19 protein-coding genes are annotated in these 15,146 nt (G+C 64.2%); 15 read left to right on the forward strand and 4 right to left on the reverse strand.

The features are described 5' to 3' along the window. The first annotated feature begins 4 nt into the window (after positions 1-4). From ACLSSQ_RS00465 to ACLSSQ_RS00515, 11 genes are all read left to right on the forward strand, one after another. Positions 5-1,006, forward strand: a complete 1,002-nt coding sequence (locus ACLSSQ_RS00465) for a hypothetical protein (RefSeq protein ID WP_287874255.1) — start codon at positions 5-7, stop codon at positions 1,004-1,006. Beyond that, positions 1,003-1,782: a hypothetical protein gene (locus ACLSSQ_RS00470; RefSeq protein ID WP_287874254.1), complete on the forward strand. Its 780-nt coding sequence runs from the start codon at positions 1,003-1,005 to the stop codon at positions 1,780-1,782. Before ACLSSQ_RS00465 ends, ACLSSQ_RS00470 begins: the two co-directional genes overlap by 4 nt. A 422-nt stretch (positions 1,783-2,204) precedes the next feature. After that, complete coding sequence (locus ACLSSQ_RS00475; protein ID WP_416243475.1) at positions 2,205-3,263, forward strand: hypothetical protein; 1,059 nt, start codon at positions 2,205-2,207, stop codon at positions 3,261-3,263. Next, positions 3,256-3,774, forward strand: a complete 519-nt coding sequence (locus ACLSSQ_RS00480; protein ID WP_416243476.1) for a hypothetical protein — start codon at positions 3,256-3,258, stop codon at positions 3,772-3,774. Before ACLSSQ_RS00475 ends, ACLSSQ_RS00480 begins: the two co-directional genes overlap by 8 nt. Continuing rightward, positions 3,774-4,076: a hypothetical protein gene (locus ACLSSQ_RS00485; RefSeq protein WP_416243477.1), complete on the forward strand. Its 303-nt coding sequence runs from the start codon at positions 3,774-3,776 to the stop codon at positions 4,074-4,076. The genes ACLSSQ_RS00480 and ACLSSQ_RS00485 overlap by 1 nt, the downstream gene beginning before the upstream one ends. Beyond that, a complete protein-coding gene (locus tag ACLSSQ_RS00490; protein ID WP_287874250.1) occupies positions 4,073-4,291 on the forward strand; it encodes a hypothetical protein in 219 nt (72 codons plus the stop codon). Before ACLSSQ_RS00485 ends, ACLSSQ_RS00490 begins: the two co-directional genes overlap by 4 nt. A 131-nt stretch (positions 4,292-4,422) precedes the next feature. Continuing rightward, positions 4,423-4,596 carry a Com family DNA-binding transcriptional regulator gene (locus ACLSSQ_RS00495; RefSeq protein ID WP_416243478.1) on the forward strand — a complete coding sequence of 58 codons (174 nt, stop codon included), beginning with the start codon at positions 4,423-4,425 and terminating at the stop codon, positions 4,594-4,596. Then, positions 4,577-5,377, forward strand: coding sequence for a DNA adenine methylase (locus ACLSSQ_RS00500; protein ID WP_416243479.1), 801 nt, complete (start codon positions 4,577-4,579; stop codon positions 5,375-5,377). The genes ACLSSQ_RS00495 and ACLSSQ_RS00500 overlap by 20 nt, the downstream gene beginning before the upstream one ends. Positions 5,378-5,598: 221 nt before the next feature. Continuing rightward, positions 5,599-6,516, forward strand: a complete 918-nt coding sequence (locus tag ACLSSQ_RS00505) for a hypothetical protein (protein WP_416243480.1) — start codon at positions 5,599-5,601, stop codon at positions 6,514-6,516. Between the two features lie 358 nt (positions 6,517-6,874). Then, entirely contained in the window at positions 6,875-7,186 is a 312-nt protein-coding gene (locus ACLSSQ_RS00510) for a hypothetical protein (RefSeq protein WP_416243481.1), read from the forward strand. Positions 7,187-7,396: 210 nt separating this feature from the next. After that, positions 7,397-7,681 carry a hypothetical protein gene (locus tag ACLSSQ_RS00515; protein ID WP_130459650.1) on the forward strand — a complete coding sequence of 95 codons (285 nt, stop codon included), beginning with the start codon at positions 7,397-7,399 and terminating at the stop codon, positions 7,679-7,681. A 37-nt stretch (positions 7,682-7,718) separates the two neighbouring features. Here ACLSSQ_RS00515 and murB read toward each other — a convergent pair whose 3' ends face one another. Then, positions 7,719-8,753, reverse strand: coding sequence for a UDP-N-acetylmuramate dehydrogenase (murB, locus tag ACLSSQ_RS00520; protein ID WP_416243482.1), 1,035 nt, complete (start codon positions 8,751-8,753; stop codon positions 7,719-7,721). A gap of 116 nt (positions 8,754-8,869) precedes the next feature. On the opposite strand from murB, the gene ACLSSQ_RS00525 reads away from it, so the two are divergent. Both ACLSSQ_RS00525 and ACLSSQ_RS00530 read left to right on the forward strand, forming a co-directional pair. Then, the gene (locus ACLSSQ_RS00525) at positions 8,870-9,889 is read left to right on the forward strand and encodes a diguanylate cyclase domain-containing protein (RefSeq protein WP_416243483.1); all 1,020 of its coding nucleotides are present in this window, start codon (positions 8,870-8,872) and stop codon (positions 9,887-9,889) included. Positions 9,890-10,145: 256 nt separating this feature from the next. After that, positions 10,146-10,883: a 2-phosphosulfolactate phosphatase gene (locus ACLSSQ_RS00530; protein WP_416243484.1), complete on the forward strand. Its 738-nt coding sequence runs from the start codon at positions 10,146-10,148 to the stop codon at positions 10,881-10,883. On the opposite strand, the gene ACLSSQ_RS00535 is transcribed toward ACLSSQ_RS00530, so the two are convergent. Together ACLSSQ_RS00535 and ACLSSQ_RS00540 are read right to left on the reverse strand one after the other, a co-directional pair. Then, positions 10,844-11,290 carry a PACE efflux transporter gene (locus ACLSSQ_RS00535; protein WP_014235895.1) on the reverse strand — a complete coding sequence of 149 codons (447 nt, stop codon included), beginning with the start codon at positions 11,288-11,290 and terminating at the stop codon, positions 10,844-10,846. The two genes, ACLSSQ_RS00530 and ACLSSQ_RS00535, sit on opposite strands and share 40 nt — an antisense overlap. Before the next feature lie 10 nt (positions 11,291-11,300). Further along, entirely contained in the window at positions 11,301-12,191 is an 891-nt protein-coding gene (locus ACLSSQ_RS00540) for a radical SAM protein (RefSeq protein WP_416243485.1), read from the reverse strand. A gap of 117 nt (positions 12,192-12,308) precedes the next feature. Between ACLSSQ_RS00540 and ACLSSQ_RS00545 the strand changes: the two genes are divergently transcribed. Together ACLSSQ_RS00545 and ACLSSQ_RS00550 are read left to right on the forward strand one after the other, a co-directional pair. Then, on the forward strand, positions 12,309-12,869 hold the full coding sequence (locus ACLSSQ_RS00545; RefSeq protein WP_416243486.1) for a DOMON-like domain-containing protein: 561 nt from the start codon (positions 12,309-12,311) through the stop codon (positions 12,867-12,869). A gap of 8 nt (positions 12,870-12,877) precedes the next feature. Beyond that, positions 12,878-14,086: an exo-beta-N-acetylmuramidase NamZ domain-containing protein gene (locus ACLSSQ_RS00550; RefSeq protein WP_416243487.1), complete on the forward strand. Its 1,209-nt coding sequence runs from the start codon at positions 12,878-12,880 to the stop codon at positions 14,084-14,086. A 6-nt stretch (positions 14,087-14,092) separates the two neighbouring features. Here the strand turns inward: ACLSSQ_RS00550 and ACLSSQ_RS00555 are convergent, their stop codons facing one another. After that, complete coding sequence (locus ACLSSQ_RS00555) at positions 14,093-15,142, reverse strand: methyltransferase (RefSeq protein WP_416243488.1); 1,050 nt, start codon at positions 15,140-15,142, stop codon at positions 14,093-14,095. Positions 15,143-15,146 lie beyond the last annotated feature (4 nt).

Raw genomic sequence — 15,146 nt, forward strand, 5'->3', positions numbered from 1 at the left:
ATCCATGCCCATTGCAGGTAACGAACTAATCTTCCGCCGGGCCGCCTTGGCCTCCGATACGGTGCCGGCCCAGAACGGGGGGCGCATGACCAGCGCGGCCGTCGTCTCCAGCGTGAAGAACAATCTCTTCCCCGACGTTACCCAGGCCCAGCGCCTGGCCGGCGCCGAGCACTACCGCAAGGTCTTCCTCCACGTGGCCAGCGCCGCTGAAGCGGAAATGATCGACGCCAAGGTGTTCCTCGAGGACGTCACGCCAGGTGATGGATACGTGCTGCTCTACGCCGGCACCCAGAGCGACACGCAAAACGAAGTCATCGGGCGCCCCTATGGCGTCGGTCGCCTGGCGGCCGCTATCGCTGCAGATGCGCTGCAGCTGGTGGTCGATTTTGAGCATGCCGAGTTCGCTAACCTGCGACCGATCCGGGTAGGCGATGCCATCCGCGTGGCGAACATGCCGGCCACCGGCGGTGGCGGCGCCGAGGCCTTCGCCATGGTCGATAACGTTATCTGGTCCGGCCTGACGGCCACAGTAACGCTTACCGCCGCCCTCGGTGCCGCATTTGATCCGGCGGCCGGGGCGGTGACCGTGGCCAGCGTCCTTACCTATGCCTCGGTCAAGGCCGGTGCCTCGGTGCCGGTTGCCGCTACGGCAGGAGGAACCCATAGCGGTGCCAAGCCGGCCGGCAGCAATCGGGGCACGGTGCTGCAGAACTGGACCCTGACCTTTACCTCTTCCACGGCCTTCCGCCTGGATGGTGACGTCCTGGGCGTCGGGGTGGCCAGCGGCACCACGGCGGCCGCATTTGCGCCGGCCAACCCTGCGGGCGGTGTCTATTTCTCCATTCCGTCCGATGTCTGGGGCGGTTCCTGGGTCGCCGGCGACACGCTGACGTTTTCCACCGAGCCGGCCGCCATTCCGTTGTGGCTGCAGCGGGTCACTCCGGCCGGTGCCGCTTCGGTCTCCGGCGACAACGTGGCAATCGGCATCCAGGGAGAAAGCGCATGACAACTCCCTACATGACCGACTTCAACCACACCGGCATCACCGGCCTAGCCGATGCCATTTTGAGCAATGCGATTGCTTGTGGCTTTGAAGAGATAACGGCCGCTGCAGCCTACGGGCTAAAGCAGTTCGGTGTGGCCACAGCGGAAGGTCCGACTGAGGACTTTCCCACCTGGAACGTGGATGACAGCACGGGAAATCTTAGAATCGGAGCGGCCATTCGGGGTGTCGCCTTTACGAGCTGGGTCAGCGCTGCCATCCCGAGTGGTGCAGATGTCCATTGCGTTTTGAACGGTATCACCGGCTCCTGGCGGATTGAAGTTAATGGCATCTTGACCATTGCGGGGAGCCGGGTACGCCGCTATCCGAGTGACATGCACGAAGGCATCTTCCCGCGTTACCTGGCTGTGAGTCTCGGCCCGGTTTCAGGGTATTGGTCCCCATCCTGGTCTGGGATTGCTCATGCCGGTGCCGGCTTCGACGCTGCCGATACAACCCAGGCCCAGGGAATTCTATTCTCCCCGTTGTTCCAGCCAACCTGGTATCCGGGTAATCCCATGCCCGGAGAACGCGTGGCAGGAGGTATGGCGCCCACCATCGCCCCGATCTTCCCGGTGGTCATGGCGCCGAGCAAGATGCCATGCTTCTACATGGGGGAGTTGATGGACCTGATGGCCGCAACGGACGGGTTCACCGTCGGTGAAAATGTCGTTCCCGGCTGGGCGGTGGCCAGGGTCGGTGACACCGGCCCCTTCTTCGCTGTCCCTGACGGGTTCTAAGAGTGCTTATTTTCTCCAGCCCGCTCGGCCTCGATGCCCTGGGGGTGTCCCTGGGCGCGACGTCACCCGAGCCTCAACCAGGAGCTATAAGTGGCCGCCTGGTCATGCCCTGGGCGACTACGGTTGCAGTTTCGGGCCGGGCTGAATTGATGTGGGCAAATACCCAGGTCGTTTGCCGCACGATAGCTTTCCCCTGGTCAGAAAAACTGGCGGGCTGGATGCGGCTGGAATGGGCGTCCCGGGTTTCTCGCCGGATGGCTTTTCCCTGGGGGAAGACTACGCCTGTGGCAAAGCGCCTGGTGGCGCCCTGGGCCGTAACATCCCCGTTGCAGGGGGGCGTGGTGTTCCCATGGGATATCAGCTCCAGGCACCGGGCGGCCGCCAGCTGCCGGCTGCCATGGACGGCTCCTGCGGATGGCCAGGTGATCGATTCCAGCGTGGTGCTTGTGGCTGGTGACGGTCGCTGGTTGAGCCCGCGCCGGGTAACGGTTTCCGCCTCTGAAAATTCCCCATATTGGCAGGCTGATATAACCCTGGGCGGTGAGGAAGAGTTCCTCCAGCTCGAAACCGGGGAGCAGCTGACGCTGACGATGTGCGGCTATACCTTCTCCCTGCGCCTCGATGAGCGGGGCGAGAATGCACAGGGGCCTGCAGGGCGGACCTGGAGCGCCAAGGCCCTTTCCCCTGTGGCTTGGCTGGATACCCCTTACGCGCTCTCGGGCGATATCTCATTCCTCGCCGGCACCACCGCCAAGGAAGCGGTGGAGTCTCTGCTTGGCAGTGTAGTAACGCTGGCCTGGAGCCTGCCGGACTGGACTCTTCCGACAGCTGGCCTGGCCTTTACGTCCGCCACCCCACTGGCTGCAGCCAGAAGCATCGTCGAGGCCATCGGCGGGCTTCTGGAGTCCCGGCCCGATGGCAGCGTGGTGGCCAGGCGTCGGTATCGCGTCGCCCCTGCAGACTTCACCAGCGCGGTCCCGGACGTGAATCTCTACGACTCGGAAGCCACTGTCCGCAGTACGTCCACCATCAACGTCGAGATCGTGAATCGTCTGACCATCGGAAACGGGGGCGCCTCAGATAGCTCGAGCGACCGTATCGAGTTTGAGGCAGACACCAACCCCTTGAGTGGAACGGTGCGCGCCTGGCCGAGCCCGTGGCGGCCGGTCAGCCTGGTGCATACCGGCCGCCCGTCAGTTTCCATAACGCCGAAGGGCATCCGGGTCTGGGAGATCGAAGAGACCGTCGAGTTCAAGGATGGCGCTGCCCGGCTATCAACGCCCGCCCAGGCGCTTTTGGAGGTGACCTGGCTCCATACCGATCTTGGCGGAGTACTGCTCGATGGTGACACCCTGACGGCGTCCTACGGCCTGGGGTATAGCCTGGCCAAGGTTCGCTATTCAACGAGAGCCTACGTCTGGGCCGTCGCTGACGACCAGGTGGAGGAAGTGCAATTTCTACTGGAGGACGCTGATGAGTAATGTAACGGTGCGGGTTCAATTCGGCGCCAGCACCAGCGCCAGCGATCATCTGTCTGCCGTCGTTGATGATCGGGCAGCCGGCCCGAACGCTGGGAAGACCTCGTTTCTTCCCGGCGACACGGCATGGTTCCTGGTGCATCGCTCCGAAGGCATCGAGCTGAAGCTGGATTCTTCTGCCGGCAGCATTGTGGGCGGTGATGAGGTGACCCTGATCAAGACGGAAGATATCTCTTTCGAGAATTCGGCTGCAGGATCGTTGCCGGTACCGGCCAAGGCCATCACCTCGGTGCTATGGATCGGCCGTAGCCTGGGAGGCATCAAGCTTGGAGGCGATGGCCTGAGCCTGACCGCCGATGAATCCGGGGTGGCCATTGCCCGCATCACCTATACCTGTCGGGCGGTGAGTTATGGGCTGGTGGCACCGGAACGCGTTGCCGGCCTGGTGGACTTCGATGTGCTGGTACTGATCACCGGCAGCCGGCCCACGACCGAAGTCGAGGAGGATGCTTGATGGCCGGCCTGGTTGAAGTGTATCGGGGTGCTGGGGATCGACGCGGTGCCGACGTGGAAGTGCCCCTGCTTGAGGGTGAGGCAGCTCTTCTGGAGCGGGGCTGGGCGGAAATGAACGACCGGGCAACGCCCAGGGAGTCGGTCACCACCACCTGCGCCCCCAAGGCCGGGATGCTGCCGGGAAACATCGCCAAGGGCTTCCCGTCTGGCCAGGCCCCCTGGGTAGGCCGAATCGTCAGCGTCTCATTCACGGCCGACAACGTGCGCTGCAGCGCCAATATCGGCCTGGAGCGCCCGCTGTGAGACACGCCCTGGGGGAACTGCGCCGGCTGCTGCAGGGGCCGGATGCCTCGACCGGAGTCGTGGCCTCTGTCCAGGGCGACGTGGTCAAGGTGGCCACCCGCGTCGGCCTGCTGACGCTAAAAGCCTCCGGCACCGTTACCGCCGGAGATCGAGTAACCATTTCTGACGGGGTGGCAAAGCCGGCGCCGAAGGCTGGCAAGAGCTACCCGGTGTAGGGAAGAACGGTGCGACCGCTGGAGGTGCAGGAACACCCCCAACGGCCACCTCCCGCAGAAGCAGCCTGCGTTTAGCCAAGGCACCGTTACCGTCGCGACGGCGGGCCGAAGCCTAACACATAGGCGTTACCGTGAAGGAAATCCGCTGTAGTAGTTGCAACAAGAAGCTGGCCGAAGCCGATTACCGGCGCCTGGCCATCAAGTGCCCCCGCTGTGGGGTGATGAATGACCTGAAGGCCACCGAGCCTCCCGATCCAGCGCCAAGTGCGCCAAAGGAGAGCCTCTGTGACCACCCCGTTCCTTAACAATCCGGCAAGTCCCATCATCCCCTGGCTGGGTGGAAAGCGCCGCCTGGCCGACCGTCTGATCCCCTTGTTCCCCAAGCATGAGTGCTACGTGGAACTGTTCTGCGGTGGAGCCGCCCTCTACTTCCTCCGGCCGGTACCGGCGAACTGCGAAGTCATCAACGACATCAACGGCGAGCTGGTGAATCTCTACCGAGTGGTCCAGCACCACCTGGAAGAGTTCGTACGGCAGTTCAAGTGGGCGCTGTCCTCCCGCCAGGTCTTCAAGTGGCTGCAGGAAACCCGGCCAGAAACCATGACCGACATCCAGCGGGCGGCCCGCTTCTTCTACCTGCAACATCACGCCTTCGGCGGGAAGGTTGAAGGGCAGAGCTTTGGCACGGCCACCACCGCGCCATCGATCAACCTTCTCCGCATCGAGGAGAACCTCTCTTCCGCCCATCTGCGCCTGGCTGCCGGCACCCTGGTGGAGAACCTTCCCTGGCTGGAGTGCCTGGCCAAGTATGACCGTCCCCATACCTTCTTCTATGCGGACCCTCCCTACTGGCAGACTGAAGGCTATGGCGTCCCCTTCGGCTTTGAGCAATACGAGGCGATGGCCAAGGCCATGAGCAGCTGCAAGGGCAAGATGATGGTCAGCATCAACGACCACCCGGACATCCGCCAGGCGTTCGCCGGCCAGGTGTTTCACGAGCTGGGGATCAAGTACAGCGTGGGGAACAACCAGGGGGCTCCAGGGGAGAGCCGGGAGCTGGTGATACGAACTACGAACCAGGGGTGATGGGCGGGCTGTTCTAGCGTTACCGGCCTACGACAAATCGCGTGCAAAACACCGACAAATCGCGCGCCGGCTTACACGCTGATGAATATTGCTCCGAACGAGAGTTCGGATATTTTTAAGGGCGGGACATATGCTATTGGCGGAATACGGGTTCTGCCCTCAGACTACTTATCGCGATTTAGAGTTTATGTTGCTCCCATCATTAGCCAGGCGTCCTAACTATGCAAAAAGGCAACATCGAAAAATCAGAATCCGATTGTGTTGTACATGACCATCCGGTGCCTGCGAGTGAGCTAAGTAGATATAGCGTGGATCGTGACCCTCATTCAGAACTAGACATCGCTACCTACGTTGAAGGGCAAGCTCGCGATGAGACTGTTCAGCATGTTGAAAGAGTCAAGCGTGAGATCGTGCTTGGTGATGTGTACGATATTTGGGATGTCACGACTGATAAGGATCGGTGGTGGGTTATTACGAATTTGACAAACCTGTACTCTCAAAAGCACTTCCCAAGTCTTGACTACACTATTTCATTTCACATTGGCTTGATGGCACGACTGCGCAGTCGGTCAGATGGGATTGATCCCGAGGAGCCGACCCCATTTGATGAGGTCATTCGTCGTGCTGATCAAGCTGAAGCGAGGCATGATTCAGCAGTAGAGGTTGAGGACTTCCAATCGGTTGGCATGCTACTTCGAGAGAGTTTGATATCACTTGTTCAGGCTCTGCGTCGAAGAGTTAAGTTTCCGGAAGGTACTGAGATGCCAAAGGATGCTGACTTTGTAGGTTGGTCTGTATTACTCATGAACACACTGTGTTCTGGTGGAAGCAACCAAGAACTCAGGCAGCACTTGAAAAATACGTCTAAAGAAACATGGCAGCTAGCAAATTGGCTAACTCACACGCGTAGTGCCACGCGAACAGCATCATCCATTGCAGTGCATTCATGCCAGATGACTATCGGTCACTATATCCAAATCCTAGAAGGAGGGCGTGCAGATCAGATTGGGAAGTGCCCTGTTTGTAAATCTTCTGATATTCGCACGCACTTTGATATGGCGATCCCGCCTAATGGTGACTACTACTCAAGCTGCGGGGTTTGCGATTGGGTTGATCGTCCAGAGGCCGTGGATAATTAGATTCAGTCCAACTATTTATTGAGTGGGTTTGTAAGGAGGGCTGCTTAGGCCCTTCGGAGAAAGTTACATCTGCCCTGTGCGGCGCCGAGCAACGCAGCTTTTGGCGGGAAAAGGGCGAGCACTGTTTGAGGGCCTTTAGGCCAGAGTTGCGCAGCCCCCGCCGGAAGCGAGTAGCGCAGGAGACCCCGCGTAGCGGGGCGCCAAACCGGGCTCGCGTTTTCTTTGGTTACTCTTCTTTTGGCGAGACAAAAGAAAGTAACCCGCGCGTCAGGCGCGGAACCTGGCGGTCAATCAACCCATCACCGCTTGAGGCGGGCGATGATCACTCGATGGAATATTTTTACGCGAGTCTTGAATCGTGACAGAACAGACCGTATCCAGACTAATCGTAGCGTCTATCGTAACGGTCATTGCCTGTGCCATTGCCATACAAACCAGATTCCTGGGTGAAGCGATACCAAAGACCTATCTGCAGACCCTGTTGATGTTCGCATTCTGCATGGCGCCTCTCCTCATCATGATCAAGATTATTTCCCGGATTTTTCTGAGCGGCTTCAAAGGGAAATCTGTGTCATTCATAGAGACAGCGTTTTTCTTCTACTACATATTCCTAACAGTGGAAGCCCGAGCGGAATGGCGTTGCTACATAGAAGAGCAGAAAAAAAGTTGAGCGTGGTACGAGGAAAGAACATGGGTAACAGCGAACCTTGACAGGATAGCAACGCCCTTGATCGGCAAGTCGTTGTTCGTGTCGTTGGTGGTGTCCGCTTCGTGGAAGCGGATGATCTGAATCAAGCCGAGATAGGCGCCCGACTGTCCATCTCGGGTTCCCTTTTTGCCAATCAGTCCCTGGCGTTAGCCAAACTTTAGGAAAGAGAACATGGAAACGTTGCTTCTTGTTATAGCTACGATCGTGTCCGCGGCTATTACAGTCCAGTTTGCCCTTTGGTTATGGGGGAAAAAAGGCTATTCCGAATATGACTGGAAAGAGTTATTGGGGCTTCCGGTTTATCGGGATATGCCCAAAGGGGCTCCGGGGGAAGATAACTACGTTGTCCAGTTTGTGATTCAAAGGGTGCTCTTCTTTTTTCTTCTTCTTTTTGCTGGGGCGTTAGTCATAACTATCCAATTACTGGTGGCTGCCTTCCATCACTTTGTTGCATGAGCTAGCGCCGTTCTTGCGGTTATCCCTCTGCTGGGGATCAGAGAAAAATCGGCTCCGGCGTCAGCCCGACGCCAAACTTCTCCCGCACACTGGCCTGCACGGCCGCCATAACGGCCCCCACATCCGCCCCCGTGGCGCCGTCACGATTCACCAGCACCAAGGCCTGCTTCTCATACATCCCCGCCGGCCCCAGATTCCTCCCCTTCCACCCCGCCTGCTCGATCAGCCAGCCGGCGGCCAGCTTCACCCGCCCGTCGTGCTGGGGGTACTGGGGCAGGGTCGGGTACTCGGCCGCCAGTCGGGCGGCGGTGGCGGCGTCCACCACCGGGTTGTGGAAGAAGCTGCCGGCGTTGGGCACCTGGGCCGGGTCCGGCAGCTTGCGCTGGCGGATGGCGATGATGGCGTCCGACACCTGCAGCGCCGTGGGGGCGGCGATGCCGGCTGCGGCCAGTTCCTTGGCCACGTCCGCATAGCGGGTCACCGCCTGCCAGCGCTTCTCCAGGCGGAAGGTGACGTGGGTGATGGCGTAGCGGCCGTCGAGGTGCCAGCCCTCCTGCTTGAAGAGGCTGTCCCGGTAGCCGAAGCGCAGCTGGTGGCGGTCGAAGCGCACCGCTGCGCCGGTGGTGAGGTCCACCGCTTCCAGGTGGTGGAAGCGTTCACCCACTTCCAGGCCGTAGGCGCCGATGTTCTGGATCGGTGCGGCGCCGACGGTGCCGGGGATGAGGGAGAGATTCTCCAGGCCTGGGTAGCCGGCTGTCAGGGTCCAGCGCACGAAGTCGTGCCAGTTTTCGCCGGCACCGGCGCGGATGTACCAGGCTTCGTCGTCTTCCGCCACCAGCTCCCGGCCGGGGATGGCCAGGCGCAGCACCAGGCCGGGGAAGTCGCCGTTGAGCACCAGATTGCTGCCACCGCCAAGAATAAAGCGGGGCTTGCCTTGCAGGGCAGGCACGGCGGAGAGGGCCGCCAGTTGTGCCGTTGCGGTGATGGTGCCGAGGAAGGCGGCGCGTCCCGGCAGGGCCAGGGTGTTGAGGGCTTGCAGGTCGGCGTCGGCTTGCAGGAAGGTGGGCAGCATGGCGTGGCGTCAGGTCGGGCGGAGGGTTGGGGGCCGGGAGAAGGGCGCAAGGCGCCATTCTACGCCTTCGTTTTCAGGCATCATTGGCTCTGACGATCTCCTCAATGACACTGCCCATGGACCCAGAACGACAGCGCCTGATTCGCTCCCTGTTTGATGAATACATCGAGATGTACGCCACCCGGGATGACCGGCTGACCTCCCGCTTCAGCGAAAACTTCAGCGGCTATACCGGTGGCGGTGATTTCCTGGTGAAGGACAAGGCCGAATGGGTCCGGATCACCCGCCAGGACTTTGCCCAGGTTGCCGAACCCCTGCGCATCGAAATGCTGGATCTGTCGCTGCAGGACATCAGTGCCGACGTGGTCCTGGTCACGGCCTTCTTCCATATCCACCTGCCGCTGCCCGACCATATCCTGTCCCGGGAGACGGCCCGGCTGGTGCTGCTGTTCAAGCAGGAAAACGGCGCCTGGATGATCGCCCACAGCGGCATTTCCATTCCCTATCACCTGGTCCGGGACGGGGAGGTGTATCCCCTCAAGGGCTTGCATGAGCGTAACCGGGAGCTCGAAGCCCTGGTTGAGGAACGCACCCGGGCTCTGGAAGAGGCCAATGCCAAGCTGGAGGCCTTGAGCTATACGGATGGGCTCACGGGCATTGCCAACCGCCGGGCTTTCGACCGGACCCTGGTGCAGGAGTGGAGCCGGGCCCAGCGCAGCGCCGCTCCCCTGGCGCTGATCATGCTCGATGTGGACCTCTTCAAGCATTTCAACGACCACTACGGTCACCTGGAGGGGGACGCCTGCCTGCAGGCCCTGGCCGGGGTGCTCACCCGGGCGGGGCGGCGGGCCAGCGATCTGGTGGCGCGTTATGGCGGGGAGGAGTTTGTCGTGCTGCTGCCGAATACCTCCGCCCCCGAGGCCCAGGAGATCGCCCGCAACATCCAGCAGGCGATCTGGGCCCTGGCCCTGCCCCATGAGGCAACCGCTCTCCGCATCGTCACCGTCAGCCTCGGCATTGCCAGCGTGGTGCCGAGCCGGGAGGCGCATGCCGAAACCCTGGTGCACCAGGCCGACGAGGCCCTCTACGGCGCAAAAAGAGCCGGCCGCAACCGCCTGCAACTGGCGTCCGCCTGAGTGGGGCGCTAGCCGGCAGTCCCCCATGAGCAACGGCAGGGTCGGCATCGGCTGACTTCCCTCGCCGCAGCGCTGCTGCCGGCCCAGGCCAGCTCCGCCCCGCAGTTTGGCTACGGGCGGGCCAGCGGATAGTCCTCCTCCGTGTCGTGGCCGCCGTTCCCCGGGGCAGCAATGCGGCGCCGCATCTGAAGCCCGGCGACGTCCGGAAAGGCCCCGGATTCCGCGCCCTGCCCGGCTTTGCTAGCATGGGGGCACCATGCCCCCGCCCCTTGTCGAACGCCGCTACCTGAACCGACTCAGTGCCGCCCCCGAACCCACCGGGGCGGTGGTGGTGATCGACGTGCTGCGCTCCTTCTCCACCGCCGCCTGGGCCATCCATCGGGGCGCCCGGGAGCTGTACCCGGTGGCCGCCCCCGGCGACGGCCTGCTGCTGTTGCAGCATCTGCCCCAGGCCCTGCTGGTGGGGGCGGTGGGCGGCGGCGCTCCCATCCCCGGCTACCACTACGGCAATTCCCCCAGCGCGGTGCAGGGGGCGGAGCTGCAGGGGCGCACCCTGATCCACTGCACGGCCGCCGGGGTGCGGGGCCTCAGCCGCTACCGGACGGCCCCCCTGCTCTTCGGCGCGGCCCTGCTCAATGCCCGGGCCACGGCGGCGGTGATCCTGGCCGCCGGCGTGCCCCGGGTGACCATGGTCATCACCGGCGAATGGACGGACCGGGACGGCGACGAGGACGTGGCCTGCGCCGATTATCTGGAAGCCCTGCTGCAGGGCGGTAGTCCTTCCCCGGAGTCCTTCTCCGAGCGGGTGCGGCAGTCGGACTTCGGCCGCCGCTTCGCCGCCGGCGACCAGCCCCACCTGCCCCCCGCCGACCTGGACCTGTGCGCCGAGGCCAACCGCTTCGACTTCGCCCTGCAGGCCCTGCCCTCGCCCCTGGGACTGCGGCTGGTGGCGGTCTACGCTGGCGGCGGGACGATGGGAAAGAGCCGGTCGTAGGCCAGGTTGAAGACGAAGGCGTAGGCGGTATACACCAGGGCCAGGCCCAGGTCCGCCACCAGGGCGGCCCACCAGGAAAGGCCGGTCCACAGCACGATCACCGGCAGGGTCAGGAGCAGCAGGCCGCCCTCGAAGCACAGGGCGTGCAGGATGCGGCCGCGCCAGCCGCGCTGGTCGGCCCGGGTGCCGAAGTGGTGGGCCTGCAGCCAGTCCACCGCGGTGTTGTAGCCGCCGTTCCACAGGGCGGCCATGAGGGACAGCACGGCCAGCAGGCCCAGGGCGCTTTCCATGGACTGGCCCGAGACCCAGGCAAAGCCCGGGGTGATCAGCAGCAGGCCGAGCAGTTCGAAGAGGGCCACCTGGCGGAGCCGGTCCTTGAAGCTGCGCAGGGGCACGCCGTGGCTCATGGCGTCTGCCTCACAGGCCCCGGGCCCAGGCGGGCCGCAGGGGGGCGTGGGCCGGGTCGGCCAGGGCGGCGCGCACCTGGGCCAGCAGCTTGTCCTGGTCCGTGGGCAGGTTGCCCTTCAGCACCAGCCAGTTGGAGGCGTGGTCGCTGCGGAAGACGGTGCGCTTCAGTTGCAGCAGGGAGAGGAAGCGCTCCATCTCGCGGAACAGGCCCAACTGGTCGAGAGGTTCCCACTCCGGGTAGTCGGCGCGGAAGCGTTCTTCCCCCATGGGAAAGCTGACCACCAGGGTGGAAAGGAATTCGGGCTGGGTGGCGTTGGCCAGGCGGGCGGAGTTTTCCGCGTGCTGCTGCCAGTGGGCGTGCCCCCCCAGGCCGTTGAGGATCATCACCGAGCGGGTGATGCCGGCCTCCCCCAGCTTTTCCAGGGCCTCCCGGGTGCTGTCGAAGGTCTCGCCCTTGTTCACCTTCTCCAGCACCAGGTCGTCACCGGATTCGGCGCCGACATAGGCCATGGAGAGGCCGGCCTCCTTGAGGGCCTTGATCTCGTCCACGGATTTCTTGCGCAGGTTGCGCGGCAGGCAGTAGCTGGACACTCGCTGCACCGCCGGCAGGTGGCTGCGGATGGCTTCCAGGTAGGCCAGGAGGCGCCGGGTGGGCAGCACCAGGGCGTCGCCGTCGGCCAGGAAGACCCGCCGCACCTGGCTGCCGTACTGCGCACCGACGCGGCGGATGCTTTCCAGCACCTCTTCCTCCTCCCGGGCGCGGAAGCGCTTCTGGGGGGCGGTGTACATCTCGCAGAAGGTGCACTGGTTCCAGGAGCAGCCGTCGGTGACGGGCAGGATCAGGGATTCGGCCTCGCTGGGCGGGCGGAACACGGGTTCGACGTAGCGGATCGGGAGCATGGGCCAAATTGTAAGGCCCTTCGCCGGCCCCGCGGCATCCGGGGCGGCCCGGGCTGGGCTAAACTTCGCCCCTGCTTGCCCATTTTCCCCATGCCCGGCGCCTTCCCCCTTTTGCCCATGACCTCCTTGCCCGCCAACCGCGCCCTGACGCCCCATCCCGAGCATCCGGCTCCTGCCGTGGCCGGTATTGCGGTAGCCGTGGCCGCCCATGGCAGCGGCGGCCTGCAACTGGATTACCACCTCGCCGGCGATCTGGCCGCCCTGCGCCTGCCCTCCCCCGCCGCACCGGTGGCGCCCGACCGGCTGTGGGCCCACACCTGTTTCGAGGTCTTCCTCCGCCGGGGCGGCGAGGCGTATCGGGAGTACAACTTCTCCCCCTCCGGCCAGTGGGCCGGTTACGCCTTCGCTGCCTACCGCCAGCGCCTGGAAAATGTCACCCTGCCGGCGCCCCATCTGGAGTGGCAAGTGGCTGAGGGCAGCCTGAGCCTCCGCGTTGCCTTGCCCGCCGAAGCCCTGCCTGCCGGCGACGGCGAGCTGCTTTTGGCCCTGACCACTGTGGTGGAGCAGGCCGACGGCCTGCTCTCCTATTGGGCCCTGGCCCACCCCGCCGGCAAAGCCGACTTTCACCACCGGGACGGATTCGCGCTTGCCGTTCCCCTCGCCCTGCCCGACCTGTAGGACATCCCATGATCCAGTTTGGCCTCGACCGCCTGCTCGCCGACCCCGCCCTGCGCCGCCCCCTGGCGGGAAAGCGGGTCGCCCTCCTCGCCCATCCCGCCTCCGTCACCCGGGACCTGACCCATTCCCTCGACGCCCTGGCCGCCCTGCCCGACCTCAAGCTCAGTGCCGCCTTCGGCCCCCAGCACGGCCTGCGCGGCGACAAGCAGGACAACATGGTGGAATCCCCGGACTACGTGGACCCCCTGCACGGCATTCCCGTTTTCAGCCTCTACGGCGAAGTGCGCCGGCCCACGGACGCCATGATGGACAGCTTCGACGTGCTGCTGGTGGACCTGCAGGATCTGGGCTGCCGCATCTACACCTTCATCACCACCCTGCGCTACGTGCTGGAAGCGGCGGCCAAACACGGCAAGAGTGTCTGGGTGCTGGACCGCCCCAACCCCGCCGGCCGTCCGGTGGAAGGCCTCTTGCTGCGCCAGGGCTGGGAGAGCTTCGTCGGTGCCGGTCCCCTGCCCATGCGCCACGGCCTCACCATGGGTGAGCTGGCCCGCTGGTTCGTCGCCAGCCTCAAGCTGGACGTGGATTGCCAGGTCATCACCATGGCCGGCTGGCAGCCCGAAGCCGGCCCCGGCTACGGCTGGCCCCTGGGCGAGCGCAGCTGGGTGAACCCCAGCCCCAACGCCCCCAATCTCTCCATGGCCCGGGCCTACGCCGGCACGGTGATGCTCGAAGGCACCACCCTTTCCGAAGGCCGGGGCACCACCCGCCCCCTGGAACTCTTCGGCGCCCCGGACATCGATGCCCGGGCGATCATCGCCGAGATGCGCGCCCTGGCCCCTGAATGGCTCAAGGGCTGCGTGCTGCGGGAATGCTGGTTCGAGCCCACCTTCCACAAGCACGCCGGCAAGCTGTGCCACGGCGTGCAGATTCACATGGAAGACCCGGCCCACTACGACCACGCCGCCTTCCAGCCCTGGCGCCTGCAGACCCTGGCCTTCAAGGCCCTGCGCCGCCTGCAGCCCGACTACCCGATCTGGCGCGACTTCCCCTACGAATACGAACGGGACCGCCTGGCCATCGACCTCATCAACGGCAGCCCGTTGCTGCGGGAATGGGTGGATGATGCCGCCGCCACCCCGGCCGATTTCGACGCCCTGGTGCGGCCGGACGAGGCGGCGTGGGAGATGGAGCGGGCGCCCTTCCTGCTCTACTGAGCGGCCTCAGTGGCCCCGGCGGAACACCAGAATCCGGGCAAAGCTGCGCAGGGCCACGATTTCTTCCAGCACCACCCCGGCTTTCACGGCCAGGGCTTGCCATTCCGCCCGGGTGCGCTCCCGCCCCCGGGTGCCCATGAACATTTGCATGTCGAAGGAGGCGGCGGCCAGGTCGGCCCCCTGTTCCGGCAACACCTGTTCCAGAACGACCACGGGGGCGCCGGCGGCGGCCACGCGCCCGAGCACGGCAGCGGCCTCGGCATCGTCCAGGCAATGCAGCACGGCGGCGAGGAGGAAGACATCGCCGGGGCTGGCCGGCGGTGGCTGGTAACTTTGCAGGTCGGCGGCCAGGAAGGTCAGGCGCTCCGCTTCTGCATCGCCTTCCCGATGCTGCCGGGCCTCGGCCACCACGCTGGGCCGCTCCACCACCGTGGCCCGCAGCCGGGGGTGGTGGCGCAGGATGGTGCGGGCCTTGCTGCCGCGGGCCCCCCCCAGGTCGATCAGGTGATGGAAGCGGCTCCAGTCAAAGTCAGTGGCGAAGCTGTCGCCGCTCAGGGCTTCCACGCTATCCATGGCGTCGGCGAACAAGCGCTCCAGTTCGGGATGGTCCGTCAGATAGGGAAAGAGCTCCTGACCGTGGCTGAGGGCGAAGGGCGCCCTACCCTCGCGTAGACCTTCTTCCAGGGATTCATACCAGGGGCGGCACATGGCCGGATCGTTGTGCAGGAGGATCATGGCCCTGAGGTTCCGTGGGTGATCCCGGCGCAACCAGCCGGACAGTTCATTGTTGACGAAGCGGCGGGGCGCCGTTTCGCGGAACACTCCCAGGGCTGCCAGCAGCCGCAGCAAGCGGGCGATGGCATCCCCATCGGCTGCGATGCGCGAGGCGATCTCCTCCGCCGTCAGGGTTTCCTCCCCGAGTCGGGTGGCAATATCCAGGCGGGCGGCGGCGTAGAGGGCGCGGGACTGCCAGAAGGCCGAGCCGATCTGCAGCAGGCGGAACGGGGCCGGGGTGAGGCGTGTCGGCCATTGCTGCACCCGGCTGGCGAAGCGCATGAGG

The organism is Azospira sp. APE16 (genome assembly GCF_047901315.1).
In the GTDB taxonomy this organism is placed as follows: Bacteria; Pseudomonadota; Gammaproteobacteria; order Burkholderiales; family Rhodocyclaceae; genus Azospira; species Azospira oryzae.